Origin of the sequence: Magnetospirillum sp. LM-5, from assembly GCF_902729445.1 — a bacterium.
Lineage (GTDB): Bacteria > Pseudomonadota > Alphaproteobacteria > Rhodospirillales > Magnetospirillaceae > Magnetospirillum.
This window is the reverse complement of record NZ_CACVCE010000001.1, coordinates 125,779-149,378: the sequence shown is the minus strand read 5'-3', so window position 1 is coordinate 149,378 and position 23,600 is coordinate 125,779. Positions and strand designations below refer to the sequence as shown.

General features: G+C 65.4%; 26 protein-coding genes, 1 tRNA gene and 1 pseudogene. 16 read left to right on the top strand and 12 right to left on the bottom strand.

What is annotated here, in order from left to right; translation table 11 throughout:
- Positions 1 to 4 precede the first annotated feature (4 nt).
- Positions 5 to 987: pseudogene (gene thiS / locus MTBLM5_RS00760) on the bottom strand (sulfur carrier protein ThiS).
- 108 nt (positions 988 to 1,095) lie between these two features.
- A complete protein-coding gene (locus MTBLM5_RS00750) occupies positions 1,096 to 1,845 on the bottom strand; it encodes a hypothetical protein (protein ID WP_173973895.1) in 750 nt (249 codons plus the stop codon).
- 148 nt (positions 1,846 to 1,993) lie between these two features.
- Here MTBLM5_RS00750 and aroQ point away from each other — a divergent pair, with 148 nt between their 5' ends.
- The 5 genes from aroQ to MTBLM5_RS00725 all read left to right on the top strand — a co-directional run bounded on the left by aroQ (position 1,994) and on the right by MTBLM5_RS00725 (position 5,507).
- Positions 1,994 to 2,440, top strand: coding sequence for a type II 3-dehydroquinate dehydratase (gene aroQ / locus MTBLM5_RS00745; protein WP_173974049.1), 447 nt, complete (start codon positions 1,994 to 1,996; stop codon positions 2,438 to 2,440).
- A gap of 8 nt (positions 2,441 to 2,448) precedes the next feature.
- Positions 2,449 to 2,898 (top strand): acetyl-CoA carboxylase biotin carboxyl carrier protein subunit, encoded by a 450-nt coding sequence (locus tag MTBLM5_RS00740; RefSeq protein ID WP_068496872.1) that lies wholly within the window; start codon positions 2,449 to 2,451, stop codon positions 2,896 to 2,898.
- Positions 2,899 to 2,908: 10 nt separating this feature from the next.
- Complete coding sequence (gene accC, locus MTBLM5_RS00735) at positions 2,909 to 4,252, top strand: acetyl-CoA carboxylase biotin carboxylase subunit (RefSeq protein ID WP_173973894.1); 1,344 nt, start codon at positions 2,909 to 2,911, stop codon at positions 4,250 to 4,252.
- Between the two features lie 141 nt (positions 4,253 to 4,393).
- On the top strand, positions 4,394 to 4,846 hold the full coding sequence (locus MTBLM5_RS00730; protein ID WP_173973893.1) for a YccF domain-containing protein: 453 nt from the start codon (positions 4,394 to 4,396) through the stop codon (positions 4,844 to 4,846).
- Positions 4,847 to 5,036: 190 nt separating this feature from the next.
- The gene (locus MTBLM5_RS00725; protein ID WP_173973892.1) at positions 5,037 to 5,507 is read left to right on the top strand and encodes a DUF3124 domain-containing protein; all 471 of its coding nucleotides are present in this window, start codon (positions 5,037 to 5,039) and stop codon (positions 5,505 to 5,507) included.
- A gap of 121 nt (positions 5,508 to 5,628) precedes the next feature.
- Here the strand turns inward: MTBLM5_RS00725 and MTBLM5_RS00720 are convergent, their stop codons facing one another.
- Positions 5,629 to 5,850: a hypothetical protein gene (locus MTBLM5_RS00720; RefSeq protein ID WP_217424942.1), complete on the bottom strand. Its 222-nt coding sequence runs from the start codon at positions 5,848 to 5,850 to the stop codon at positions 5,629 to 5,631.
- Positions 5,851 to 6,017: 167 nt separating this feature from the next.
- Here MTBLM5_RS00720 and thiE point away from each other — a divergent pair, with 167 nt between their 5' ends.
- The 7 genes from thiE to MTBLM5_RS00685 all read left to right on the top strand — a co-directional run bounded on the left by thiE (position 6,018) and on the right by MTBLM5_RS00685 (position 10,305).
- A complete protein-coding gene (gene thiE, locus MTBLM5_RS00715) occupies positions 6,018 to 6,653 on the top strand; it encodes a thiamine phosphate synthase (protein ID WP_254430857.1) in 636 nt (211 codons plus the stop codon).
- Positions 6,653 to 7,234, top strand: a complete 582-nt coding sequence (locus MTBLM5_RS00710) for a TIGR00730 family Rossman fold protein (protein ID WP_173973890.1) — start codon at positions 6,653 to 6,655, stop codon at positions 7,232 to 7,234. Before thiE ends, MTBLM5_RS00710 begins: the two co-directional genes overlap by 1 nt.
- Positions 7,234 to 7,959 carry an MgtC/SapB family protein gene (locus MTBLM5_RS00705; protein WP_173973889.1) on the top strand — a complete coding sequence of 242 codons (726 nt, stop codon included), beginning with the start codon at positions 7,234 to 7,236 and terminating at the stop codon, positions 7,957 to 7,959. Before MTBLM5_RS00710 ends, MTBLM5_RS00705 begins: the two co-directional genes overlap by 1 nt.
- 122 nt (positions 7,960 to 8,081) lie before the next feature.
- Positions 8,082 to 8,156 (top strand) — tRNA-Val (locus MTBLM5_RS00700).
- A gap of 142 nt (positions 8,157 to 8,298) precedes the next feature.
- Positions 8,299 to 8,772 carry a type VI secretion system baseplate subunit TssG gene (locus tag MTBLM5_RS00695; protein WP_173973888.1) on the top strand — a complete coding sequence of 158 codons (474 nt, stop codon included), beginning with the start codon at positions 8,299 to 8,301 and terminating at the stop codon, positions 8,770 to 8,772.
- Between the two features lie 115 nt (positions 8,773 to 8,887).
- Complete coding sequence (locus MTBLM5_RS00690; RefSeq protein WP_173973887.1) at positions 8,888 to 9,277, top strand: helix-turn-helix domain-containing protein; 390 nt, start codon at positions 8,888 to 8,890, stop codon at positions 9,275 to 9,277.
- A 101-nt stretch (positions 9,278 to 9,378) separates the two neighbouring features.
- Positions 9,379 to 10,305: an amino acid ABC transporter substrate-binding protein gene (locus MTBLM5_RS00685; RefSeq protein WP_173973886.1), complete on the top strand. Its 927-nt coding sequence runs from the start codon at positions 9,379 to 9,381 to the stop codon at positions 10,303 to 10,305.
- 172 nt (positions 10,306 to 10,477) lie between these two features.
- Here MTBLM5_RS00685 and MTBLM5_RS00680 read toward each other — a convergent pair whose 3' ends face one another.
- From MTBLM5_RS00680 to MTBLM5_RS00660, 5 genes are all read right to left on the bottom strand, one after another.
- Entirely contained in the window at positions 10,478 to 10,615 is a 138-nt protein-coding gene (locus tag MTBLM5_RS00680) for a hypothetical protein (RefSeq protein ID WP_173973885.1), read from the bottom strand.
- A 10-nt stretch (positions 10,616 to 10,625) separates the two neighbouring features.
- Positions 10,626 to 10,838 (bottom strand): hypothetical protein, encoded by a 213-nt coding sequence (locus MTBLM5_RS00675; protein WP_173973884.1) that lies wholly within the window; start codon positions 10,836 to 10,838, stop codon positions 10,626 to 10,628.
- On the bottom strand, positions 10,835 to 11,473 hold the full coding sequence (locus MTBLM5_RS00670; protein ID WP_173973883.1) for an acyl-homoserine-lactone synthase: 639 nt from the start codon (positions 11,471 to 11,473) through the stop codon (positions 10,835 to 10,837). Before MTBLM5_RS00670 ends, MTBLM5_RS00675 begins: the two co-directional genes overlap by 4 nt.
- A 104-nt stretch (positions 11,474 to 11,577) precedes the next feature.
- The gene (locus MTBLM5_RS00665) at positions 11,578 to 12,279 is read right to left on the bottom strand and encodes a LuxR family transcriptional regulator (protein ID WP_173973882.1); all 702 of its coding nucleotides are present in this window, start codon (positions 12,277 to 12,279) and stop codon (positions 11,578 to 11,580) included.
- A gap of 113 nt (positions 12,280 to 12,392) precedes the next feature.
- Positions 12,393 to 12,878, bottom strand: coding sequence for a helix-turn-helix domain-containing protein (locus MTBLM5_RS00660; protein WP_173973881.1), 486 nt, complete (start codon positions 12,876 to 12,878; stop codon positions 12,393 to 12,395).
- 358 nt (positions 12,879 to 13,236) lie between these two features.
- Between MTBLM5_RS00660 and nifJ the strand changes: the two genes are divergently transcribed.
- Positions 13,237 to 16,833, top strand: a complete 3,597-nt coding sequence (gene nifJ / locus MTBLM5_RS00655) for a pyruvate:ferredoxin (flavodoxin) oxidoreductase (protein ID WP_173973880.1) — start codon at positions 13,237 to 13,239, stop codon at positions 16,831 to 16,833.
- A gap of 61 nt (positions 16,834 to 16,894) precedes the next feature.
- Here the strand turns inward: nifJ and MTBLM5_RS00650 are convergent, their stop codons facing one another.
- The 3 genes from MTBLM5_RS00650 to MTBLM5_RS00640 form a co-directional block, all read right to left on the bottom strand.
- The gene (locus MTBLM5_RS00650; RefSeq protein WP_173973879.1) at positions 16,895 to 17,491 is read right to left on the bottom strand and encodes an OmpA family protein; all 597 of its coding nucleotides are present in this window, start codon (positions 17,489 to 17,491) and stop codon (positions 16,895 to 16,897) included.
- Positions 17,484 to 17,918: a FecR domain-containing protein gene (locus tag MTBLM5_RS00645; protein ID WP_173973878.1), complete on the bottom strand. Its 435-nt coding sequence runs from the start codon at positions 17,916 to 17,918 to the stop codon at positions 17,484 to 17,486. The genes MTBLM5_RS00650 and MTBLM5_RS00645 overlap by 8 nt, the downstream gene beginning before the upstream one ends.
- Before the next feature lie 71 nt (positions 17,919 to 17,989).
- Complete coding sequence (locus MTBLM5_RS00640) at positions 17,990 to 18,382, bottom strand: hypothetical protein (protein ID WP_173973877.1); 393 nt, start codon at positions 18,380 to 18,382, stop codon at positions 17,990 to 17,992.
- 167 nt (positions 18,383 to 18,549) lie between these two features.
- Between MTBLM5_RS00640 and MTBLM5_RS00635 the strand changes: the two genes are divergently transcribed.
- Both MTBLM5_RS00635 and MTBLM5_RS00630 read left to right on the top strand, forming a co-directional pair.
- Complete coding sequence (locus MTBLM5_RS00635) at positions 18,550 to 19,980, top strand: sigma-54 dependent transcriptional regulator (RefSeq protein WP_173973876.1); 1,431 nt, start codon at positions 18,550 to 18,552, stop codon at positions 19,978 to 19,980.
- On the top strand, positions 19,980 to 21,302 hold the full coding sequence (locus MTBLM5_RS00630) for a sensor histidine kinase (protein WP_173973875.1): 1,323 nt from the start codon (positions 19,980 to 19,982) through the stop codon (positions 21,300 to 21,302). Before MTBLM5_RS00635 ends, MTBLM5_RS00630 begins: the two co-directional genes overlap by 1 nt.
- On the opposite strand, the gene MTBLM5_RS00625 is transcribed toward MTBLM5_RS00630, so the two are convergent.
- On the bottom strand, positions 21,198 to 21,899 hold the full coding sequence (locus MTBLM5_RS00625) for a hypothetical protein (RefSeq protein ID WP_173973874.1): 702 nt from the start codon (positions 21,897 to 21,899) through the stop codon (positions 21,198 to 21,200). The two genes, MTBLM5_RS00630 and MTBLM5_RS00625, sit on opposite strands and share 105 nt — an antisense overlap.
- Before the next feature lie 123 nt (positions 21,900 to 22,022).
- Here MTBLM5_RS00625 and MTBLM5_RS00620 point away from each other — a divergent pair, with 123 nt between their 5' ends.
- Positions 22,023 to 23,546, top strand: coding sequence for a replicative DNA helicase (locus tag MTBLM5_RS00620; protein WP_173973873.1), 1,524 nt, complete (start codon positions 22,023 to 22,025; stop codon positions 23,544 to 23,546).
- The last annotated feature ends 54 nt before the right edge of the window (positions 23,547 to 23,600 follow it).

The following is a 23,600-nucleotide window of genomic DNA, read 5'->3' as shown; positions in this document are numbered from 1 at the left end:
GCCGTCAGATCAGCCCGGCCAGCGGCGAGCTGGGGTCGGCGTACATCTTCTTGGGCATGCGCCCCGACAGATAGGCCAGACGGCCGGCCTCCACCGCCAGCTTCATGGCCAGGGCCATGCGGATCGGGTCCTTGGCGGCGGCGATGGCGGTGTTCATCAGCACGCCGTCGCAGCCCAGCTCCATCGCTTCGGCCGCGTCCGACGCCGTGCCGACGCCGGCATCGACCAGCACCGGCACCGACACCGATTCCTTGATCAGGCGGATGTTGATGGGGTTCATGATCCCCAGCCCCGACCCGATCAGCGAACCCAGCGGCATGATCGCCACGCAGCCCATGTCTTCCAGCTTCTTGGCCTGGATCGGATCGTCGGAACAATAGACCATCACCTTGAAGCCGTCCTTGATCAGGGCCTGGGCCGCGGCCAGGGTTTCCGGCATGTTGGGGTAAAGGGTCTTCTGGTCGCCCAGCACTTCCAGCTTCACCAGGTCCCAGCCGCCGGCCTCGCGCGCCAGGCGCAGCGTGCGCACCGCGTCGTCGGCGGTGAAGCAGCCGGCGGTGTTGGGCAGATAGGTGTATGTCTTCGGGCTGACGTAATCGACCAGCATCGGCTGGCTGGGGTCGGACAGATTGACCCGGCGCACCGCCACCGTGACGATCTCGGCGCCCGAGGCCTCGATGGCCTTGGCGGTTTCCTCGAAATCCTTGTACTTGCCGGTGCCGACCAGCAGGCGCGACGAGAATTTGCGCCCGGCCACCTCGAAGAAATCGTCGTTCGCCACGTCTAACATCCTCCGCCAATGAAATGCACGATTTCCAGCCGGTCGCCATCGCCGACCGCCACGTCGGCATAGGTCGATTTCGGCACGATTTCCAGGTTGCGCTCGACCGCCACCTTGCGCGGGTCGATGCCCAGGCCGGTCAACAGGGCCTCGACGCTCATGGATTCGGCGAAGGTCTTTTCCTCGCCGTTGATCATCACCTTCATGAAAACGCCCTCGGGCTGGTCACGCGGAACAGGCGGCGGTATGTCACAGCCGCGAATCGCGGCAGTATGTCACAGCCGCCTGTCCGGGCAACCCCCGAACGCGAAGGGTTACTTCCCCATGATCCCCTTCAGCGCGCCGCCGGCATCGCCGGGCACCGCTCCCTTCAAGGCCTCGCCGACATTGCCGATCCCCATGGACTGGCCGGCCTTCAGCGCCGACTTGGTGATGGCGTCCAGCACCTGTGCGGCGATCTCCGCGCCGGTGGCGCCGCCCGACTTCTTGCCGATGCCGGTCAGCACGATGTCGGCCAGGTTGGCCGAGCCCTTGACCCCGGGCATGGCGGTGGCCAGCGTCACCGTGCCGCCGGTGATGGCCATGCGGTCGATCACCAGCTTCTTTTCTTCGCCCTGGGCGGCTGGCTTGTCCTGGGCCTTCTGGGCGCCGCCGCCGGTCTTGGCGGCGACGTTCTTCTGGATGACGTCGATATTGCTGCCGGCGCCGGCCATCTCGTAGGTCACCTGCGGCTTGGCCACACTGATATCCTTGATGACGATCGGGTTGCCGGTCACCGAACCGGTATCGATGGCGATGGCGATCTGGCCCAGGGCGAAGGCGGTCGGCGCGGTGAAGCCGGGCGGATTGGCCACGGTCAGGCCGGAAATGCTGGCCTTGCCGTCGGACAGCGAAATCTTGACGTCGCCGACCGAGACCTTGACCCCGGCCACCTCGGAGCCCGCACTCTCGATGGCCTTCTTGACCAGGCTGTCGAGGTTCGAGAACAGAAAGGTCACCGCACCGACGACCACCACCACCACCAGGGCGACAACCGCACCGCCGACAATCAGAATCTTCTTCATGACCCGCTCTCCTCCCGTTCGCATCCCGCGTGATGATGCGCCCGTCGGCAGTCCGCGTAAAGCGGTGCCGGAACCAAGACAGCGCAACAATATTTCGCGTTGGAAGTTCCCCCATTGCGCCATTTGTAGCGCATGCTATAAGACCGGCATGGCGAAACCACTTGTCCTGATCGTCAACGGGCCGAACCTCAACATGCTGGGCAAACGCCAGCCCGAGGTTTATGGCCATCAGACGTTGGCCGACATCGAAACCGCTGCGGCAGCGCATGCGGAATCGCTTGGCCTGGACATGGAGTTTCACCAATCCAACCACGAGGGCGACCTGGTGGATTGGATTCAAGGCGCCAGGGGGCGTGCGGCCGGCATCATCTTGAATGCCGGGGCGTACACCCATACCTCGGTGGCACTGCTCGACGCGCTGAATGCGGCCGAGGTGGTGTGCGTCGAGGTGCACCTGTCGAACATTCACCAGCGGGAAGAATTCCGCCACCACTCCTTCGTTTCCAAGGCGGCCAAGGGGATGATCTGCGGCTTCGGAAGCCACGGCTATATCCTGGCGCTCGACGCCCTTGCCCGCCTGATCAAGGAAAGCTGAACAGGCACATGGCCACTAAATCCATCGATTCCGAATTGGTCCGCTCGCTCGCCACCCTGCTGGACGAGACCAACCTGACCGAGATCGAGTACGACACCGGCTCGATCCGTATCCGCGTCGCCCGCCAGGGCGCTCCGGTCCAGCATTACGCCCCGGCCATGCCGGCGGTCGCGGCTGCGCCCGTCGCCCAGCCGGGCGGTGCGGCGGTCGACGATGCCAACCATCCCGGCGCGGTGACCTCGCCGATGGTCGGCGTGTCGTACCTGTCGCCGGAACCGGGCGCGCCCAAGTTCGTCGAGGTCGGGGCCACCGTTTCGGAAGGCCAGACCCTGATGCTGATCGAGGCGATGAAGACCTTCAACCCGATCCGCGCCCCGCGCGGCGGCAAGCTGGTCCGCTTCCTCGTCACCGACGGCCAGCCGGTCGAGTTCGGCGAGCCGCTGGCCGTCATCGAATAGGATCGATCCGATGTTCGAGAAGGTGCTGATCGCCAATCGCGGCGAGATCGCTTTGCGTATCCATCGCGCCTGCCGCGAGATGGGCATCCGCACCGTGGCGGTGCACTCCACCGCCGACAACGACGCCATGCATGTCCGCCTGGCCGACGAGGCGGTGTGCATCGGCCCGCCGTCGGCCAAGGATTCCTATCTGAACAAGGCGGCGATCCTGTCGGCGGCGACCATCACCGGGGCCGACGCCATCCATCCCGGCTACGGCTTCTTGTCGGAAAACGCCGATTTCGCCCAGATGGTCGAGGAACACGGCTTCGCCTTCATCGGCCCCAGCCCCGACCATATCCGCATGATGGGCGACAAGATCACCGCCAAGCAGGCCGCCAAGTCGGCCGGCCTGCCGTGCGTGCCCGGTTCCGACGGGGCGCTGGACACCGAGGAAGCGGCCCTGGCCACCGCCGAGACCGTCGGCTATCCGGTGCTGATCAAGGCCACCGCCGGCGGCGGCGGCAAGGGCATGAAGGTGGCACGCAGCGCCGACGAACTGCGCGAGGCCTATCGCCTGGCCAGGAACGAGGCCAAGGCCGCGTTCGGCAACGACGAAGTCTACATGGAAAAGTACCTGGGCAAGCCCCGGCACATCGAGATGCAGATCCTGGCCGACAATTACGGTGCCGTGGTCCATCTGGGCGAACGCGATTGTTCGCTCCAGCGCCGCCATCAGAAGGTGCTGGAAGAGGCGCCGTCGCCGGCCTTGAACGCCGCCCAGCGCGAACGCATCGGCGAAATCGCCCGCAACGCGGTGAAGAAGCTGGGCTACCGCAATGCCGGCACCCTGGAATTCCTGTTCGAGAACGGCGAGTTCTATTTCATCGAGATGAACACCCGCCTGCAGGTCGAGCATCCGATCACCGAGGCGATCACCGGCATCGATCTGGTGCGCGAGCAGATCCGCATCGCCGCCGGCGCCCCCTTGGGGTACGAGCAGTCGGACGTGCGCTTCCAGGGCCACGCCATCGAGTGCCGCATCAACGCCGAGGACCCGCAGACCTTCATCCCCTCGCCGGGCCGCATCGTCGGCTATCACGCCCCGGGCGGACTGGGCGTGCGCGTCGATTCCGGCATGTATGCCGGCTACCGCATCCCGCCCCATTACGACAGCATGATCGCCAAGCTGATCGTGTCGGGCAACAGCCGCAACGAGGCGATGATGCGCCTGCGCCGCGCCCTGGGCGAATATGTCATCGACGGGGTCAAGAGCACCCTGCCGCTGCATCAGCGCCTGGTCAACGACAGCGACTTCCTGAACGGTGATTACGATATTCACTGGTTGGAAAAGTTCGTCGAGCAGCACAGCTGAACGAACGGACAAGACGGAAAACGTGAAGGGGCGGCCCAGGGCCGCCCCATTCTTTTGTCGCACGCATACCATTTTTAGATGTCCACAAGTGCAGCATTCTCGTCTAAGGTATTGATCCCTACCCTGACAAAGGCTTTCTCGATGCGCGCGCTCGGCAACATTTTGTGGCACATCCCCTTCCTTGGCTTCGTCAATGCCGGTCTGACCTTCCTGTTGGGATTGCTGCTGACCGCGACGGTGGTCGCCGCGCCGATCGGTCTGGGACTGATGCAGTTGGGCAAGTTCTTCCTGGCCCCGTTCGGCCATGAAATGGTCGCCAGGTCCGACGCCATGCCGAATGAAGATACCAATCCCGCCTGGAAGAGCTATTCGACCATCGTGATGATCGTCTGGCTGCCGCTGGGGCTGCTGCTGGCCATCGGAACCATCATTCAGGTGGTCTTCCTGTTCATCAGCATCCTGGGCATTCCGGTGGCGGCGGCGCTGGCCAAGACCGTCGGCACCATGTTCAATCCGGTCGGCAAGGTCTGCGTCACCTCGGAAGCGGCCGCCGAAATCCGCAAGCTGGCGGGCCTGGGCAAACTGGCGGGCTAGAGCGTTTTCACGCCAAGCGTGAACACGCGACCAGCCAGAGCGGCGCCTGAGCGGCCCGGCACGGGCCAAACGTAAGACTCTAGACCGCTTTCCGCTCTGGCGGAAAACGGGCTAGGCTTGCCGCCGCCTTGAACCGGGCGCCGTTTGCGCCATACTGACAGGCGTCGAATTCGATCGAAAGGCCTGCCCGATGCGCCGATTGCTGCTGGCGTTAGCCCTGCTGCTCCCCGCCCTGCCCGCTTGGGCCGAGGATGTCCGGCCCAGCGCCGGCCAGACCGTCTATGTCCCGGTCTATTCCCATATCTGGCACGGCAACCTGGATGCCAAGGGCAAGCCGCAAATGCTACTGCTGTCGTCGATGCTGGCGGTGCGCAACACCGATCCCGATGACGGCTTCACCGTGACCTCGGTGCGCTATTACGACACCGCCGGCAAGCTGCTGCGGGAATTCCTGCCCAAGCCGGCCCGGCTGGGTCCGATGGCCTCGACCGACTTCTTCGTCGAGCACAAGGATGACGACGGCGGTACCGGCGCCAATTTCGTGGTGGAATGGAAGGCCGACAAGCCGATCAGCCCGCCGATCATCGAAACGGTCAACGCCTATTTCTTCGGCCCGCATTCCCTGGCCTTCACCAGCCCGGGCCGAGCCATCGTCAAGTAAAGAAGCGGGGCCGATCCCTGATGGAATCGGCCCCGTTATGTCGCCGGGTGGCGGGACGGCTGGGGGGAGGGTCGAGGGAGCGTCGATCGCGGCCCCGCCTGGTGCCCGGCGATGGAAAGGCTTACTGCTTGACCGGCTCGGCCTTCTTCTCGGCCTTCTTTTCGACCTTTTCCGCCTTCTTCTCGGCCTTCACCGCAGCCTTTTCGGCCTTCTTCTCGACCGCCTTTTCGGCGGCGGGAGCAGGCGTGGCCCCAGTGGCGGGGGTGGCGGTCTGAGCCAGGGCGGCAACCGGCGCCAGCGACAGGGCGACCAGGGCGGCAACCAGGGTACGAGAGACGCGCATGGTGAAATCCTTCCTTCATCTTCGGTCCGACGGGCCATCCCGTTCGGATGGAAGGATCATCGCCGCCACTGATGGCGCAATCAGGGTGCAATGGTGATTCTTTCGTGGCACGCGGCCATGTTTCGGCCATACTTCGCCGAAACCACCCTGCTGTCGGGAGAGACGCCATTTCCACCCATTCCTGCCGCCTGTACCTGATCACCCCGCCGGTGATCGAAAATCCCTTCCAGTGGGTGAACACCTGGGAAGAGGCGCTGAACGGCGGCGACGTCGCCTGCGCCCAGATCCGGCTGAAGGGCCTGGACGACGACCAGATCGCCCGCATCGTCGATGTCCTGCGCCCGCCGGCCCAGCGGGCCGGGGTGGCGGTGCTGCTGAACGACCGCCCCGACCTGGCCTTCGAGACCGGCTGCGACGGCGTCCATATCGGCCAGGAGGACGCGACATTGGCCGCCGCCCGCAAGGCGGTCGGCAAGGACGGTATCGTCGGGGTGACCTGCCACGATTCCCGCCACCTGGCGATGGAGGCCGGCGACCAGGGCGCCGACTATGTCGCCTTCGGCGCCTTCTTCCCGACCGAGACGAAGGAAGCCAAGTTCACCGCCGACCTTGACCTGCTGCGCTGGTGGTCGGAATTGTTCACCGTGCCGGCGGTGGCCATCGGCGGCATCACTGTCGATAATTGCCGCCCGCTGGTCGAAGCCGGGGCGGACTTCCTGGCGGTGTCGGGGGGCGTGTGGAACCACGTGCAAGGCCCGGCGGCGGCGGTGGCCGCCTTCGACCGCATCTTCAAGGGGGCCTGATGCAAAGGGTCTGCGTCTTCTGCGGATCGTCCATGGGCAACCGCCCGGTCTATGCCGAGGCGGCGGCGGCCCTGGGCCGACTGGTCGCCGAGCGCGGGCTGGGCCTGGTTTACGGCGGCGGCAATGTCGGCCTGATGGGCATCACCGCCAACGCCGCCCTGGCCGCCGGCGGCGAGGTGATCGGCATCATCCCCGAGGCGCTGATGCGGATGGAGGTCGGCCATATCGACCTGACCGAGCTGCATGTGGTCGGCTCGATGCACGAACGAAAGGCGCAGATGGCCGATATGGCCGACGCCTTCATCGCCCTGCCCGGCGGCATCGGCACCATGGAGGAATTGTTCGAGGTGTGGACCTGGGGTCAGTTGGGCCTGCACCCCAAGCCGCTGGGCTTCCTGGACGTCGACGGCTATTTCGACCATCTGCACACCTTCCTCGACCACATGGTCGCCGAAGGCTTCCTGCGGGCGCGCCACCGCGCCATGGTCGCAGTGGAATCCGATGCCGGAACCCTGCTGGACCGCTTCGCCGCCTACCAGGCGCCGGACATGGTCCGCGTCATCGCCCGCGACACCGCCTGATGGAAACCCTGCTCGCCTACTGGTCCGCCGACGCCTTGAAGGTCAACGGACTGATCTTGCTGCACCTGTTGGGCGCGCTGGCGGTCGGCATCCTGATCGGCTACGAACGGTCCTATCACGGTCGCGCCGCAGGCCTTCGCACCTATGCGCTGGTCTGCGTCGCCAGTTGCGTCCTGACCGTCATCAACGGCTATCCGCACATGTGGTTCGGCGGCACCGGCCACACCCCGCCCACCGCCGACCCGACCCGGACCATCCAGGGCATCCTGACCGGCATCGGCTTCCTGGGGGCCGGGGTCATCATGAAGGAAGGCTTCTCGATCCGCGGCCTGTCCACCGCCGCCTCGATCTGGATGACGGCGGTGATCGGCGTGGTCATCGGCGTGGGCTTCTACGGCGCGGCGATTTCGGCGGCGATCCTGACCGTGGCGCTGATGAGCGGCGTGCGCAGCATCGAAAGCTCGCTGCCGCACGAGACGGTGATGCACGTCTCGCTGACCTTCCTGCGCGACCACAAACCATCGGCCGAGGACATCACCGCCATCATGTCCAATTTCGGCTACGACGTGACCGGCTGGACCTTCGACCTGATCAACGAGGGGCAGCGCTTCGCCTACCATCTGGTCCTCAGATCGACCGGCGACCACGACCCCGCCAAGCTGGCCGACGCCTTCGCCGGCCTGAAGGGATTGGTCGAGTTCCACCTGTCGCCCAACCGCTCGTGATCGAACGACGCCGGTGCTTGACAGGGGGCCGCTCTCGCCCTATAAAGCCGCCTCCCGAGCGGATGGGAACCTTGGCGACAGCCGGGAAATTCCCAGCGGCATCATCGGCCGCACGAGTAGATGGGCGATTAGCTCAGCGGTAGAGCACACCCTTCACACGGGTGGGGTCGCAGGTTCAATCCCTGCATCGCCCACCATCTACTCCCTCTCCCCTCGCCGGGCCCGCCTACGGCTTCTTCCACATTTTCAGCACCTTGTTGCCCTTCCATGACTTCAGGTCGCCTTCCTTGTGGTGGAGCATGGATCACATGCCCCCCGGTCCGGCGAATCTCTCGTGCTGTGATCGAGCGGCTGCGGTCCGAGCGGACCTTGTCCTATACCCTGGCGATGCCGGTGAAGGTGGTGCCGTTCACCGGCCGCTGGCTGCGTCTGGACGACGACCAGACCACCATCCTGGGCCCCCTGGGCCGCAACGCGATCCTGGGCGACGGCGCCGTCCTGGGCCGCCGGGTGTGGGACCAGTCCGCCGCCATCCGGCTGGATCTGGGGCCGATGACCCTGCGCGACATGGTCCCGCTTCTGCCCGGATCGAAGCGCCATGCCCTGTTGCGGGAAATCCTGGACTTCACCTTGGGCGGCCATGTCGAAAGCGAAATCCGCATGATCCTGCCGCCCCGTCAGGTCCCGGTGTCGCGCCTGTGGACCAAGAACCCGGCCCGGTTGCCCCGACTGGGATGGACATCGTGGCTGACGACCCGCCAACGCAAGGTTCCCGCCGAGGTCACGCTGCGCCTGGGACAGGCGGCCGGCTGATATCGGACCACTTACATCCTTCTCGCGAATAATATACTCTGCTATCTCGCATTCGAGGTGACACGGGGGCCATACCTTGACCAGTGGCGGCATTGACGACGACGGACCAAGCCCAGTGGATGCGCATGTCGGCGCCCGCCTGAAACGGCGGCGGGTCGAATTGCGCCTGAGCCAGGGCGAATTGGCCAACCTGCTGGGCTTAAGCTTTCGGCAGATACAGAAATATGAAAATGGCTCCAACCGCGTGGGGGCGTCGCGGCTTTACGACGTCGCCCGCGTCCTGGGGGTGTCGGTCGATTACTTCTTCGCCGAGATGAGCGCCAAGGTCGAAGCCGCCGCGGTTCCCCGCATGGCCGCCGCGATGCCGGTTTCCGACGCGGGCTCGCCGCAATTCCAGAATGATGTCATCGAGTTGATCCGCGCCTATCGCGCCATCACCGACCACCGGATCCGCCGTCGCGTCCAGGACTTGGCGAAGGTCCTGGCCGACATGCCCGAACCATGACCTTGTGGCGATTGACAATCACTACCCCTCATGCGAATACACCCATTAGGTGATGAAGCGATCCGAAGGACGGGCATCACCACCGGGAGGGGGGGACTTCGATGCGCATGGCTTTGTTGACGGTGGGAGTGGCCCTGGCCGCGGTGATTGTCGCCCCGCTGGAGGCGATTGCCGACCAGCCACAAACCGAGATGACGCTGGACAAGATCAAGCGCACCGGCGCCATCACCTTGGGGGTGCGGGAAAGCTCGTACCCGCTGTCCTATGCGCTTGAAGGCGGTCGTTTCGTCGGATACCACGTCGATGTCTGCAACCGCGTCGTCGATGCGGTCAAGGCCAAGCTGGGGCTGCCACGGCTTGAGGTCCGTCACGTCGCGGTGACCTCGGCCAACCGCATCGCCAGCACCGTTGCCGGCACCATCGACCTGGAATGCGGATCGACCACCAACAATACCGAACGCCAGGCCCAGGTCGCCTTCGCCCCCACCACCTTCGTCTCGGCGGTGCGGGTCGCGGTCAAGAAAGGGTCCGGGATCAAAACGTTGGGGCAATTGCGCGGCGCCTCGGTCGCCACCACCAAGGGCAGCACCAGCATCCAGTTGCTGGGCGCCCGTCAGCCCGTCGGCGGCACGCCGATGCGCGAATTGTTCGGCGAGGACCACCTGCAATCCTTCGCGCTGCTGGAAAGCGACCAAGCCCAGGCCTTCGTCATGGACGACAACCTGCTGGCCGGCCTGATCGCCATGTCCGCCGATCCGCAAGGATACGAACTGCTCGGCCCGTCGATGTCGATCGAGCCGATCGCCATCATGCTGCGCAAGAACGACCCGGCCTTCAAGGCGGTGGTCGATGGCACCGTCAAGGCGTTGATGAAGAGCGGCGAGCTGGAAAAACTGTATATCCAGTGGTTCCAGTCGCCGATTCCCCCCAAGGGCGTCAACCTCAACCTGCCGATGACCGGCCTGTTGCGACAACAGATTCTGTATCCCAGTGACGACCCCGCCGAGTCGTTCCGGGCACCGGAATAGTTCCCGCGGGGAAAAGTCCCTCGGCTTCGCCTCGGTGTACTTTTCCCCGATTCTGTTGGGAAATCCCGGGCTCCGCCAAGCTTTCCGCGCGGGAGTGGTTTATTTTCCCGCCATAAGGCGAGCACGGCTCGACTCATGGCGGCTGTCAAAGGACTTTTGCACGGAGCCCCGATCAGGACCGGCGCCGGTCGTAATCGGCATCCAGCGCGGTCAGCGCCAGATCCAGGGTCAGCGTGGTGTCGGCCAGGCCCTGCTGGCGAGCGTGGCTGAGCATCCGCACCAAGGCGGTGCGAAACATCTTCTGCGACATCAAAGGCGCTTCAATGAGGCTGTCGGATTCCGGCTTCAGACGCCGCAGCGACACAACATTGTTCATTGTAGTCTCCCTTCTCATCCATGATGTTTTCTATTGTCGAGATCGCGTCGTAGATCACCCGCGACACCGCCGGGCTTCCCGAGCGCAACGCTTCCACCGCCAGGTAGTGAAGGCCGGGCAGCAGGGCTCGGGTGGCGTCTTGTTCGGCTTCGCTCATTCGGCCGCCACTCCCTGGTAAAGAATATCGTCGGCGGTGCGCAGCACCGGGCTATGGATGCCGGTGGCGGCACGCAGATTGTGCAGATGGGCGTGCGACACCGGCAGCAGGCCGACATAGCTGCTCAGCCCATCGATTTCCTTGTTCGGCCCCAGCCGGCGCACCGGCCAGCCCTGCCGATTGAAGGAATGTTCCCAGCACCATTCGTAGCCGATGCCGATCAGGCCCTTGACCTGATAGCGCAGCGAGGCCTCCATGTAGGCCAGGATCAGCTCGGACAGGATGCGCCGGCGCAGCGGCTTGGGCAGATCATGATCGATGCCCAGGCGGGTCGATTCCCAGATATCCGGGCTGGCCGGCAGCTCGCCGTTGGTGACCAGCTCGGGCCACAGATCCTTGATCATGTAGGGGATGGTGGTCGGCGCCAGCCGGGCGACACCGCGCACCACCGCGTCGTCGTCGCGCCACACGCAATAGACCGCCGCCGGCGTGTCGTACTGGTCGTACTCCATGCCGCGCCAGTTCGGCACCCCCCATTGCTGCTTCTCGACGAAGACTTTGTGGCGCAGGCGAAACTGCGACGCCAAGGCATCGCCGAACAAATGCGCGGTTTCGTAGGTGAAGCAATCAATCACGGGAACTTCCTCCGCCCAGCCATTTTGCTGAAGCGAAGAATGCCCACACTCGGTCGACTGAAACATCCCACGGAACTCCGTGGGGTCAATTCAACCCATTGTTTTTACAGGGAAATAAGCCCGAGATGCAGCGCCTTGACCACGGCGGTCACGCGGGAATCGACCGACAATTTGCGGAAGATGTTCTTCAGGTGCCACTCGACCGAATTCTCGGCGATGTGCAAGATCTCGCCGATGGCCCACGAGCTTTTGCCACGCCCGCACCACAGCAGGATTTCCCGCTCGCGCGGGGTCAGGTGGATGGCGGTCAACTGGCGTGGCTGGGCCAGTGCGCTGTAAGCGGTGTGAAACTGCACCGCCATCAACTGCAGCTTGGACAGCGAGGCGCGGCCGTCGATGCCGCCAACGGTACTGGCGAAACCGATCCCGACGCATTCGCCGTTGGGTCCGTGGATCGGCACCGCGGCGCCGTCCTTCAGGCCGAATTCCTCGGCCTCGTTCAAGATGGTGCCGGCATGGCGGTTGCCCTTTTGCACCGCCTCCCACCACAGGAACGGCAGCCCCGAAACCAGCATGCGCACACCGACCGGGTCGGTATCGACATAGCCCTTCGCGACGTAATGGGCGATCCATTCCTCGGGATAGGTCTTGGCGACGCAGGGCAGCGAGGTGTCGGGATGGTTGCGCAACGCGCGGTACATCATGCGGTCATAGCCCAGCGACGCCGCGGCCGACTGGAACAGAGCGAACACATCGTCTTGGCTTGTCGCCTGATTGGTGGCATCGATGTAGTCGTCAATCCGCATACGCCGCCCAGGCTCCCGTTTCCGGCGTCGTCCGTTGCCGGACCAAGTCGCGGACTGCCCCCCTGGCGCTTAGCATCCTATCCCGGACACTCGCGCCAAGGGGGACCAGCCGATTATTCGCCCGAACCGACCACGGCGCCCAGCGCCTTGGCCAGGTCAAGCACCCGCCGGCGAACCTGCGGGTCGGTGATGCGGTAATAGGCGCGAACCAGTTCCAGCGTCTCGCGCTTGGTCATCGGGTCGGCCTCGAACGTCGCCGGCTCTTCCTTGAGGCCCAGGATCAGGCGAGGCGACAACGATTCCACTTCCTCGGTCATGTCGTCGAAGAAGAAGCTGACCGGCACGTCGAGGACGCGAGACAGGTCGAACAGACGGCTGGCGCCAACGCGGTTGGCACCGCGCTCGTACTTTTGAACTTGCTGGAAGGTCAGGCCCAGCGCTTCGCCCAACTTTTCCTGGCTCATGCCAAGAAGGGTGCGGCGAAGACGGACCCGCCCCCCCACATGCACATCGATGGGGTTGGGCTTGCCCGATGGCGTGCGTCCACGGCTGGACGGACGACGGGGGGTTTTCGTGACTTTCTTAGCGGCTGCGGTCATGGCGGTTCCTGTACAAATGCCCCGGTTGTAAATCTACTCTGCATTGGTCGCGGATGGCAACCTCTTGTTGTGCCCCGCGAGAAATTTTTATGTCTTTCGTATTGCGCCACCCAGGCCAACACCATCGGGCGAGCCCGCCCCGCCCATTCAGGTATCTTCTCCACACCAAAAGGTGGGAGGGCGGGGGATTATTTTTTGAACGCCTCCAGATTGCAAGCAATTTTATTTCGTTTATCAGCCTCCTTTTGATTAGTTACTTGCGAGTTCCCGCCACCCCTGCCTATGCTGCCGTCCCGTTTGAACTAGACCCGGGGCGGGCCCGTTCGGCTCGTCCCTTTCAGCACCGGACGAAGCAAACATGACCAAACGCCACCTGATCACCGTCGACGGAAACGAAGCCTGCACCTCGGTCGCCTACCGGCTGTCCGAAGTGGCGGCGATCTATCCCATCACGCCCTCCTCCACCATGGGGGAACTGGCCGATCAGTGGGCTTCGGAAGGTAAGACCAACATCTGGGGCGTGGTTCCCAACGTCGCCGAGATGCAGCACGAGGGCGGCGCCGCCGGCGCCGTGCACGGCGCGCTTCAGGCCGGGTCGCTGGCGACCACCTTCACGGCGTCGCAGGGCCTGCTGCTGATGATCCCCAACATGTACAAGATCGCCGGTGAGCTGACCTCGTTCACCATGCACGTGTCGGCCCGCACGGTGGCGACCCATGGCCTGTCGATCTTCGGCGATCATTCCGACGTCATGGCCTGCCGCCAGACCGGTTTCGCCATGCTGGCCGCCGCCGGCGTCCAGGAAGCCCACGACATGGCGATGGTGGCCCATGCCAGCTCGCTGCAGTCGCGTGTGCCGTTCCTGCATTTCTTCGACGGTTTCCGCACCAGCCACGAGGTCGCCAAGATCGAGGAACTGGCCGATGCCGACCTGCACCGCATGATCGACGACGATCTGGTCAAGGCGCACCGCGAGCGCGCACTTTCGCCCGACCATCCCAGCTTGCGCGGTTCGTCGCAGAATCCCGACACCTTCTTCCAGATGCAGGAAGCCAGGAACCCGTGGTACGACGCCTGCCCCGGCATCGTGCAGCAGGTGATGGACCGCTTCGCCAAGCTGACCGGCCGCCAATACAACCTGTTCGACTATCACGGCGCCGCCGACGCCGACCGGGTGATCGTCATCATGGGGTCGGGCGCCGACACCGTGCACGAAACCGTCGATTACCTGAACAGCCAGGGCGAGCGCCTGGGCGTGCTGAAGGTCCGCCTGTTCCGTCCGTTCTCGATCGATGCCTTCGTCTCGGCGCTGCCGACCTCGGCCCGCGCCATCGCCGTGCTGGACCGCACCAAGGAATGCGGCTCGGTCGGCGAGCCGCTTTACCAGGACATCGTCACCGCCCTGGCCGAGGCCCGCGCCGCCGGCAATCGCGCCACCGCCGCCGAGCCGGTGGTGATCGGCGGCCGCTACGGCCTGGCCAGCAAGGAATTCACCCCCGCCATGGTCAAGGCGGTGTTCGACGAACTGAAGGCCGCCAAGCCCAAGCGCCGCTTCACGGTGGGCATCACCGACGACGTCACCGGCCTGTCGCTGCCGGTGGATTCCGCGTTCGAGCTGCCGCAGCCCGGCGTCAAAAGCGCGGTGTTCTTCGGCCTGGGCGCCGACGGCACGGTGGGCGCCAACAAGAACTCCATCAAGATCATCGCCGAGAATGCCGGCTTCCAGGGCCAAGGCTATTTCGTCTACGATTCCAAGAAGTCGGGCGCGGTGACCATCTCGCACCTGCGCTTCAGCCACGACGCCATCCGCTCGGCCTATCTGGTCGGCGAGGCGGACTTCGTCGCCTGCCACCATTTCGTCTTCCTGGATCGCTATGAGGTGCTGGCCCACGCCAAGCCCGGCGCCACCTTCCTGCTGAACGCGCCCTATTCCAAGGACGAGCTGTGGGATTACCTGCCGCGCGAGGTGCAGCAGGACATCATCGACAAGAACCTTCAGGTCTATACCATCGACGCCCGCAAGGTGGCCCAGGCCGCCGGCATGGGCCAGCGCATCAACACCATCATGCAGACCTGCTTCTTCGCGCTGTCGGGCGTGCTGCCCCGGGACGAGGCGATCGGCCACATCAAGAAGGCCATCGAGAAGACCTATGGCCGCAAGTCGCAATCGATGGTCGAGAAGAATTTCGAAGCCGTCGACATGGCCCTGGCCCACCTGGAAAAGGTGACCATCCCGGCCGACGCCACCTCGAACCGCACCCGGCCGCCGATCGTGCCGCAGGACGCGCCGGAATTCGTCCAGCGCGTCACCGCGATGATGCTGGCCAACAAGGGCGACCTGCTGCCGGTTTCGGCCTTCCCGCCCGACGGCGTGTGGCCGACCGGCACGGCGCGCTTCGAGCGCCGCAACATCGCCGCCGAGATCCCGGTGTGGGAACAATCCTTGTGCATCCAGTGCAACAAGTGCGCGATGGTCTGCCCGCACGGCGCGATCCGCGCCAAGGTCGCCGAGCCGGCGGCCCTGGGCAATGCGCCGTCGACGCTCAAGCACATGGTCTATAAGGGCGCCGAGTTCAAAGGCGCCGAGTACCTGCTGCAGGTGGCCCCCGAGGATTGCACCGGCTGCTCGCTGTGCGTCAAGGTCTGCCCCGGCAAGGACAAGGCCAATCCCGACCGGCTGGCGCTGGTCATGGTCGACAAGGACCCGATCCTGGCCGACGAGAAGGATAATTGGAGCTTCTTCGTCGATCTGCCGGAAGTCGATCGCACCAAGCTCACCAAGCCGACCGTCAAGACCGCGCAGCTGCTGCAGCCCTTGTTCGAGTTCTCGGGCGCCTGCCTGGGCTGCGGCGAGACGCCCTATATCAAGCTGTTGTCGCAGCTTTACGGCGACCGCCTGATGATGGCCAACGCCACCGGCTGCTCGTCGATCTTCGGCGGCAACCTGCCGACCACGCCCTATACCAAGAATTCCGACGGCCGCGGCCCGGCCTGGGCCAACTCGCTGTTCGAGGACAATGCCGAGTTCGGTCTGGGCATCCGCCTGGCCGTCGACCAACATGGCGAGAACGCCAAGCTGCTGTTGAGGCACATGGTGACCGCCGGCATCGTGCCCGAAAAGCTGGCCAACGAGATCACCCACGCCACCCACGAAGACGATGCCCAGATCGCCCTCCAGCGCACCCGCGTCGAGGAACTGCGCACGCTGCTGGCCGGCCGCACCGAGCCCGAAGCCAGGCGCCTGGACCAGCTGGCCGACTATCTGGTCGACAAGGTGGTGTGGATCGTCGGCGGCGACGGTTGGGCCTATGACATCGGCTATGGCGGTCTTGACCACGTGCTGGCGTCGGGCAAGAACGTCAACATCCTGGTGATGGATACCGAGGTCTATTCCAACACCGGCGGCCAGCAATCCAAGGCCACGCCGCTGGCGGCCACCGCCAAGTTCGCGGTGGCCGGCAAAAGCCTGCCCAAGAAGGATCTGGGCATGATGGCCATGGCTTATGGCGACGTCTATGTCGCCCATGTCGCCTTCGGCTCGAAGGACGTGCAGACGCTGCGCGCCATCCAGGACGCGGTGGCATGGCCGGGCGTGTCGCTGATCATCGCCTATTCCCATTGCATCGCCCATGGCTACGACCTGTCGTCGGGCCTGGAACAGCAGCGTCTGGCGGTGCAGTCGGGCTATTGGCCGCTCTATCGCTGGGACCCGCGCAAGCTGGGCACCACCGACAACCCGCTGACGCTGGACAGCCAGGAGCCGACCGGCAGCCTTTACGACTTCGCCAAGGGCGAGGCCCGCTTCACCATGGTCGAGCGAGCCGATCCCGACCGCTTCCACCATCTGATGGGCGAGGCGGAAGTGCAGATCCGTCGTCGTTTCGAGATGCTGCGCCGCTTCGCCGGCCTGCCGCCGGCCCCGCCGCCGGCCGGCAAGGACGCCGCCGCCGAATAGTCGCCGCCCAACGAGAAGCCCCCCTTCGTCACCGAAGGGGGGCTTTTTCGTTACGCAGCGGTCACTGCACGGTGACGGTGACCCGGCGGTTGCGGGGTTCGGCCACGCCGTCGGCGGTGGGCACCAGCGGGTTGCGCTTGCCGTGCGACGACACCTCGACCGCCCGGGCGGTGATGCCGTCCTTGACCAGCAGGGCGCGCACCGATTCCGCCCGCTCGCGCGAGATGCGGATATTGACCTCGTCCGAGCCGACCGCGTCGGCGTGGCCGGCGATCAGCAGCACCACATGCGGACGGCTGGCGGCCAGGGCGCGAACCTTGGGCAGTTCGGCCAGACCCTCGGGCGTCAGTTCGGCGGTGCCGGTCTTGAAGTAAAGCTGGAAGGTCACCGGCCGGTCCGGCATCGCCCGCAGGGCGTCGCCCCACAATTTGGTGATGGTGTCGGCCGGCACCGCCTCGGGGGCGGACGGCGCCTTGCCGGCCTGGACCACCGTCCCGGTTCCGGCCTGGTTCAGCACCTGGCTGCCCTGGGCCGAACTGACTTCGACCTTGCCGACCTTGCCATCGGGATCGGCCAGCAGCACCACACGGTCGCCGCTGGCGCAGGCCGACAGCAGCGTCATCAAGGCGGCGGCGGCCGCGTTCCGCGTCCTATTCATTGCCGTCGACCTTGACCAGGAACGAGGTGCCGCGAATGGCCAGGCTGGCCGTCGGCGTCCGGAAGTTGGTCCGTTCCGGCGCCAGCTTGGCGATCTGCCCCGACTGCACCGAGAAGGTGCCCTTGTCGAAACTCAAGCCCAGATCCAACTGGCTGGCGGCCGGCTGGAACAGCAGGCGGTCGATCACCAAACGGCTGGACGGCCCCATGGCCAGGGTGGTGTCGTCGCGAAAGACGATCCCCAGGGTAGAGCCCGCCTTGGTCACCAGCACGTCGTCGGCCTGCAATGCCTCGCCGCCGGCCAAGGCCTGTTCGGCCCCGGCGCGGATCACGCTCGCACTGCCTTCCAACGATTTGATCTGGCCAACCGGATCGGCCGCCAGCGCCGCGCCTGCCCACAAGACAAGCGCACCGGTCAACATGCGCATCGGACACCCCTTTGTTGCGATACCACCACAGCATCGCCCAAAAAGCGCGCCCTGCCCATTGGGAAAATGGGTTACTTCACCATGAAGGGCTGAACCCCGGTCCGGGTGGCGATATGGCGGATCACCAGCTTGGCCAGGCTGAATTGCAAGGATACGAAATGCAGCCGGGTGTGCCCGTTTCCGACGCCGACCACCTCGGCAAGGGTGTTGACGGCATGGTTCAGCGCCAGCTTCGAGCCCTCACGCGGGATCAGCTGGACCTGGACGGTCCGCCCGCGCGGCAGGCGTTCGCCCGGAACCCGGAGGCCGGAAACCGAGATGTCATCGACCTCGAGCAATTCCTGATCGATATTGGCGATCAATCCCGCCCCTTCGTAACGGCGAAACTGGCGGCGGTCATCGGAAGCCCCGGATCGGGCCATATGCGCCAGCCGGCGATGGTGAAGCTGAGTGACATGAGTCATCGGTTGGCCCCAACTCGATTTGCAATATTGATAGTGGTCATACCACGGCGATGTAACAACGGTTTGCGGCCGTCTTAAACCGTCGATGAACGGTTCTTGATTCCTTTGCCCGTTCGCTTCCACAATGCGCCGGGTGGAAAGCAACCTTACAGACGGTGGACAGGCTTTTGACCAAGCTGCCGATCATTCTCGTCATCGATGACGAGCGCCAGTCGCAGGAAGCGTTGAAGCGCGTCCTGGCCGACGAGTTCGTGGTGCTGACCGCCTCGAACGCCGACGAGGCCTGCGGCGTGCTGGACAGCGAGCTGGTGCACGCCATCTTGTGCGACCAACGAATGCCCGGCATGCAGGGCGTCGATTTCCTGAAGAATGTGCGCGACCGCTGGCCCGATCCGGTGCGGATGATCATCTCGGGCTATACCTCGTCGGAAGACATCATCGCCGGCATCAACGAGGCCGGCATCTACCAGTACATCACCAAGCCGTGGGACCCCGACGAACTGGTCGGCACCGTGCGCCAGGCGCTGCGCCTGCGCGAGCTGCAAAACGCCAATGCCCAGGCCTCGCTGGATCTCAAGGTGGCGCCGGCCATGCTGGAAGAGGTGGTGGCCAAGAAAACCCGCGCCCTGAAGCGCGCCCACCATTTCGACCGCATCACCCACGCGCCGGGATCGCCCATGGCCGGCATCCTGGACCTGGGCGCGCGTGTCGCCGCTTTCGACATCTCGGTGCTGATCACCGGCGAATCCGGCACCGGCAAGGAATTGCTGGCGCGCGCCATCCATTACAACTCGCCGCGCGGCAACCGGCCGTTCGTGGTGGAAAATTGCGGCGCCCTGCCCGACCAGTTGCTGGAATCCGAACTGTTCGGCTGCAAGAAGGGCGCCTTCACCGGCGCCTACGAGGACCGGATCGGCCTGTTCGAGCAGGCCGACGGCGGCACCATCTTCCTGGACGAGATCGGCGAGACCTCGCCGGCCTTCCAGGTGAAGTTGTTGCGCGTGCTGCAGGAAGGCGAGATCAGGCCGCTGGGTGCGCGGCTGACCCGCAAGGTCGATGTCCGCGTCATCGCCGCCACCAACCGCAACCTGGAAATGGAGGTCGCGGACCAGACCTTCCGCCGCGACCTTTATTATCGCCTGGCCGCCTTCCCCATCCACATCCCGTCCCTGCGCGAGCGGCCGATGGACATTCCGGTGCTGGCCGGGCGCATCCTGGCCGATACCGCCAAGGCCTTCGGCAAGGCGATCAGCGGCTTCTCGCCCGAGGCCGAGCGCCGGCTGACCGGCTATGACTGGCCGGGCAACGTGCGCGAGATGATGAACGAAATCCAGCGCATGGTGGCGCTGTCGGAAAATGCGACCATGGGGCCGGAGCTCTTGAGCCCGCGCCTGCAGGCCCATGCCCGCCCCGCCGCCATCGATGGTCACGAGCCCCTGACCCTGAAGGACCGGGTCGAGGCGCTGGAAGCGGAAATCCTGGCCGAGGCTCTGGCCCGCCATGGCGGCAATATCAGCCGCGTCGCCGACGAGCTGGGCCTGTCCCGCGTCGGTCTGCGCGCCAAGATGGCCCGCTACGGGCTGGAACGGCGGCCCTGATGGCGTCGTCCACCGAACCCCGCCCGCCCTCGGCGCTGTCCTTCGCCGGCCTGGCCGATACCGACATCGCCCAGGCCCAGGAAGCCGCCTGGATCGAGGTGATCCGCAAGATGGAGGAGGTCTATTCCGACCTGATCTCCTATGAAATCGAGCTGGAAGAGAAGAACACCGCGCTGGAAGAAGCCCAGCGATTCATCACCTCGGTCCTGTCGTCGGTGTCGGACATCCTGGTGGTGTGCGATTCCAAGGGCCACATCCAGCAGGTCAACCTGGCCTTCCTGAAACTGACCGACATCGCCGAGATCGACCTGAAAGGCCGGCCGATGGCCGAGTTCCTGGGCGAGGATGTCGGCCCCTTGTGCCACTGGCTGGAAGCCGGAACCGGCGGCGACCGCGAGGTGCGCTTCCGACACAGGGACGGCGGCACCACCGAGCCGGTCGCCCTGACCTGCGCCACCCTGCTGGACCATCGCGGCCTGCCGGCCGGCACCGTCCTGACCGGGCGCCCGGTGGGCGAGCTGCGCCGCGCCTATGAGGCCCTGAAGCGGGCGCAGGCGCAATTGGTGCAGCAGGAAAAGATGGCCTCGCTGGGTCGCCTGATTGCCGGCGTCGCCCACGAGCTCAACAATCCCATCAGCTTCATCGTCGGCAATGTCCACGCTTTGACCAAGTACCGCGACCGGCTGGAGGCCTATCTGGCCGCCATCCATGCCGGCGCCGATGCCGACAGGCGCGAAGCCTTGCGCCAATCCTTGCGCATCGACGGCCTGATGGCCGACCTGCCGCCGCTGATCGCCGGCACCCAGGAAGGGGCGCAGCGGGTCGCCGACATCGTCAAATCGCTGAAACGGCTGTCCTTTTCGGCGTCCGGCGACCCCGAGCCGGTCGCTCTGGCCGAACTGGTGGAAAACGCCGTCCAATGGGTGGCCAAGGGCCGCAAGCAGCCGCCGTCCATCAGCCTGGACCTGCCGCCCGACCTGAAGGCCCTGGGCCATGCCGGCCAGTTGCACCAGGTGCTGGTCAATCTGGTCGAAAACGCCCTGGACGCGGTGGCCGGCCAGGCCGACCCCAGGGTCGCCATCCGCGCCGTCGCCGCCGGCCCGCAGGTGGCGGTGGAAGTGGCCGACAACGGCCCCGGCATCGATGCCGTCGATATCGGCAAGGTGTTCGACCCGTTCTTCACCACCAAACCGGTCGGCCAGGGCACCGGCCTGGGCCTATGGATCAGCTACGGCATTGTCCGCGACCATGCCGGCACCCTTGAGGTGGCCAACCTGCCCGACGGCGGCGCCTGTTTCCGCATGTCCCTGCCGGCCGGCTGACGGCCGCCCCATCAGCGCGAACAGGCTGTCGCAGGCATCGGCGATGCGTGCCACCGCCGCCCGATCGACGCGGTGATGGCGGCGCCGATCGGCCAGATCGGCTGGCCCCAGGATCAGCAGCCGGTCGCGCGGCTGCGCCAGGGCAAGATCGACCTGGCCGGCACGAAGACCCGATTCCAGCAAGACGGCACGCATCTCGGCGCGGGCCTCGCCCAGCCCGGCAGTCGACGAAGCCTGGCTGTAGGGGCCATGCAGCCCAAGAACGCCGCCAAGTGTCAGCCGGGCGCCGCCCAGCGCCGCCACTCCGGCGGCGGACAGGGCCCGCGCGCCGCGCGGCACCTCGACCGCCAGGCCGGCGCGGGCGAACAGCCGGGCCAGTTGCGCGCCGGCCCAGGCGTTGCCGCCGGCCGAATCGATCCGGACCAGGGTGACGGCGGGATTGGCGCGCAGAGCCAAGGCGGCGTGGCAATGATCCTCGGCGCCGACCCGGCCGGTCAGCGACAAAGAGGTGCCGCCCGCTCCGATGGCGATATCGGCCCGGGCCGAAGAGGTCAACGCCAGGAAGACGGCAATCATCATGATCAGGTAAGGGTGCATCTGCACCTCCCGCAACGACTGCCTCCGCCCCACAGCTGGGATACGCACCATACTTTTTCAATAGAGGCTTGTCCTTGGCCTTTTCGCTGGAAACGACCACAGGCGCTTGCTACGCTGCCGGCCATGTCATCCGTCATCCCGTTCGGCTCCGGCGCGCCCACTGGCGAAGGCGTGCCCTTTCGTACTCCGCCCCATAATTACGAGGCGGAGCAGGCGCTGTTGGGCGCCATCTTGCTGAACAACCGCGCCTTCGAGAAAGTGTCGGAATTCCTGCGGCCCGAGCATTTCGCCGAGCCGGCGCACGGGCGCATCTTCGCCGCCTGCGGCAAGCTGGTCGAGCGCGGCCAGATCGCCAACCCGGTGACCTTGAAGACCTTCTTCGAGAATGACGGCGGCCTGGCCGAGATCGGCGGCACCCCCTATCTGGCCCAGTTGGCCAACGCGGTGGTGTCGATCATCAATGCCGAGGATTACGGCAAGCTGGTCCACGACCTGCATCTCAGGCGCGAGCTGATCGCCCTGGGCGAGGAACTGGTCAACCGCGCCTTCGAGCCGCAGATCGACGATCCGGCCATGGACCAGATCGGCCGGGCCGAGGCGCAATTGTACGAATTGGCCACCACCGGCCAGACCGAGGGCGGCTTCGAGACCTTCGGCACCGTCCTGGTCGAGGCGGTGCGTCAGGCCGAAGCGGCCCACCAGCGCCAGGGCAAGCTGTCGGGGGTGCCGACCGGCCTGATCGACATGGACAAGAAGCTGGGCGGCCTGCATGCGTCGGACCTGCTGATCCTGGCCGGGCGCCCGTCGATGGGCAAGACCTCGCTGGCCACCAACATCGCCTTCAACGCCGCCAAGGCCTACCGCGAGGAAATCGACGCCCTGGGCCACAAGAAGGGCGTGGATGGCGCCGTGGTCGCCTTCTTCTCGCTGGAAATGTCGTCCGAGCAGCTGGCCACCCGTATCCTGGCCGAGCAGGCGGAAATCTCGAGCCACAAGATCCGCCAGGGCGAGATGAGCAACGACGAGTTCGAGCGCCTGGTGGTCGCAGCGCAAGAGCTGAGCCGCCTGCCCTTGCATATCGACGACACCCCGGCCCTGTCGATTTCCGCCGTCCGCACCCGGGCCAGGCGCCTGAAGCGCCAGCACGGCCTGGGCCTGATCGTGGTCGACTATCTGCAATTGCTGCGCGGCACCGGCGGCAGTTCCGATCAGAACCGCGTCCAGGAAGTGTCGGAAATCACCCGCGGCCTGAAGGCCCTGGCCAAGGAGCTGGACGTGCCGGTGATCGCCCTGTCGCAGTTGTCGCGCGCCGTCGAGCAGCGCGAGGACAAGCGCCCGCAATTGGCCGACCTGCGTGAATCCGGCTCGATCGAGCAGGACGCCGACGTGGTCATGTTCGTGTTCCGCGAGCAATATTACCTGGAACGCGCCGAGCCGGCGCGGCGGCCGGAAGAGGCCGAGGACAAGTTCAACGAGCGTTACGCCAAATGGCAGGAACGCTGCGAGCAGGTCTACAACACGGCGGAAGTGATCATCGCCAAGCAGCGCCACGGCCCGGTCGGCACCGTGCGCCTGTCGTTCCTGGGCGAGTTCACCAAGTTTGGCAACCTGATCACCGACGACCATTTCGAGGCGCCGGAATACTGATCGCCAAGACGGGCCGGTGGTTGACTGCGAATAGTGACGTCTCATATGATATCA

Coding starts and splice junctions, on each gene's coding strand:
- MTBLM5_RS00740 (WP_068496872.1), top strand. CDS start 2,449: ATGGCCACTAAATCCATCGATTCCGAATTGGTCCGCTCGCTCGCCACC.
- MTBLM5_RS00710 (WP_173973890.1), top strand. CDS start 6,653: ATGCAAAGGGTCTGCGTCTTCTGCGGATCGTCCATGGGCAACCGCCCG.
- MTBLM5_RS00650 (WP_173973879.1), bottom strand. CDS start 17,491: ATGAATAGGACGCGGAACGCGGCCGCCGCCGCCTTGATGACGCTGCTG.
- MTBLM5_RS00750 (WP_173973895.1), bottom strand. CDS start 1,845: ATGAAGAAGATTCTGATTGTCGGCGGTGCGGTTGTCGCCCTGGTGGTG.
- MTBLM5_RS00705 (WP_173973889.1), top strand. CDS start 7,234: ATGGAAACCCTGCTCGCCTACTGGTCCGCCGACGCCTTGAAGGTCAAC.
- MTBLM5_RS00730 (WP_173973893.1), top strand. CDS start 4,394: ATGCGCGCGCTCGGCAACATTTTGTGGCACATCCCCTTCCTTGGCTTC.
- MTBLM5_RS00685 (WP_173973886.1), top strand. CDS start 9,379: ATGCGCATGGCTTTGTTGACGGTGGGAGTGGCCCTGGCCGCGGTGATT.
- aroQ (WP_173974049.1), top strand. CDS start 1,994: ATGGCGAAACCACTTGTCCTGATCGTCAACGGGCCGAACCTCAACATG.
- MTBLM5_RS00720 (WP_217424942.1), bottom strand. CDS start 5,850: ATGCGCGTCTCTCGTACCCTGGTTGCCGCCCTGGTCGCCCTGTCGCTG.
- MTBLM5_RS00620 (WP_173973873.1), top strand. CDS start 22,023: ATGTCATCCGTCATCCCGTTCGGCTCCGGCGCGCCCACTGGCGAAGGC.
- MTBLM5_RS00680 (WP_173973885.1), bottom strand. CDS start 10,615: ATGTCGCAGAAGATGTTTCGCACCGCCTTGGTGCGGATGCTCAGCCAC.
- nifJ (WP_173973880.1), top strand. CDS start 13,237: ATGACCAAACGCCACCTGATCACCGTCGACGGAAACGAAGCCTGCACC.
- MTBLM5_RS00660 (WP_173973881.1), bottom strand. CDS start 12,878: ATGACCGCAGCCGCTAAGAAAGTCACGAAAACCCCCCGTCGTCCGTCC.
- MTBLM5_RS00630 (WP_173973875.1), top strand. CDS start 19,980: ATGGCGTCGTCCACCGAACCCCGCCCGCCCTCGGCGCTGTCCTTCGCC.
- MTBLM5_RS00665 (WP_173973882.1), bottom strand. CDS start 12,279: ATGCGGATTGACGACTACATCGATGCCACCAATCAGGCGACAAGCCAA.
- accC (WP_173973894.1), top strand. CDS start 2,909: ATGTTCGAGAAGGTGCTGATCGCCAATCGCGGCGAGATCGCTTTGCGT.
- MTBLM5_RS00640 (WP_173973877.1), bottom strand. CDS start 18,382: ATGACTCATGTCACTCAGCTTCACCATCGCCGGCTGGCGCATATGGCC.
- MTBLM5_RS00675 (WP_173973884.1), bottom strand. CDS start 10,838: ATGAGCGAAGCCGAACAAGACGCCACCCGAGCCCTGCTGCCCGGCCTT.
- MTBLM5_RS00625 (WP_173973874.1), bottom strand. CDS start 21,899: ATGCACCCTTACCTGATCATGATGATTGCCGTCTTCCTGGCGTTGACC.
- MTBLM5_RS00725 (WP_173973892.1), top strand. CDS start 5,037: ATGCGCCGATTGCTGCTGGCGTTAGCCCTGCTGCTCCCCGCCCTGCCC.
- MTBLM5_RS00645 (WP_173973878.1), bottom strand. CDS start 17,918: ATGCGCATGTTGACCGGTGCGCTTGTCTTGTGGGCAGGCGCGGCGCTG.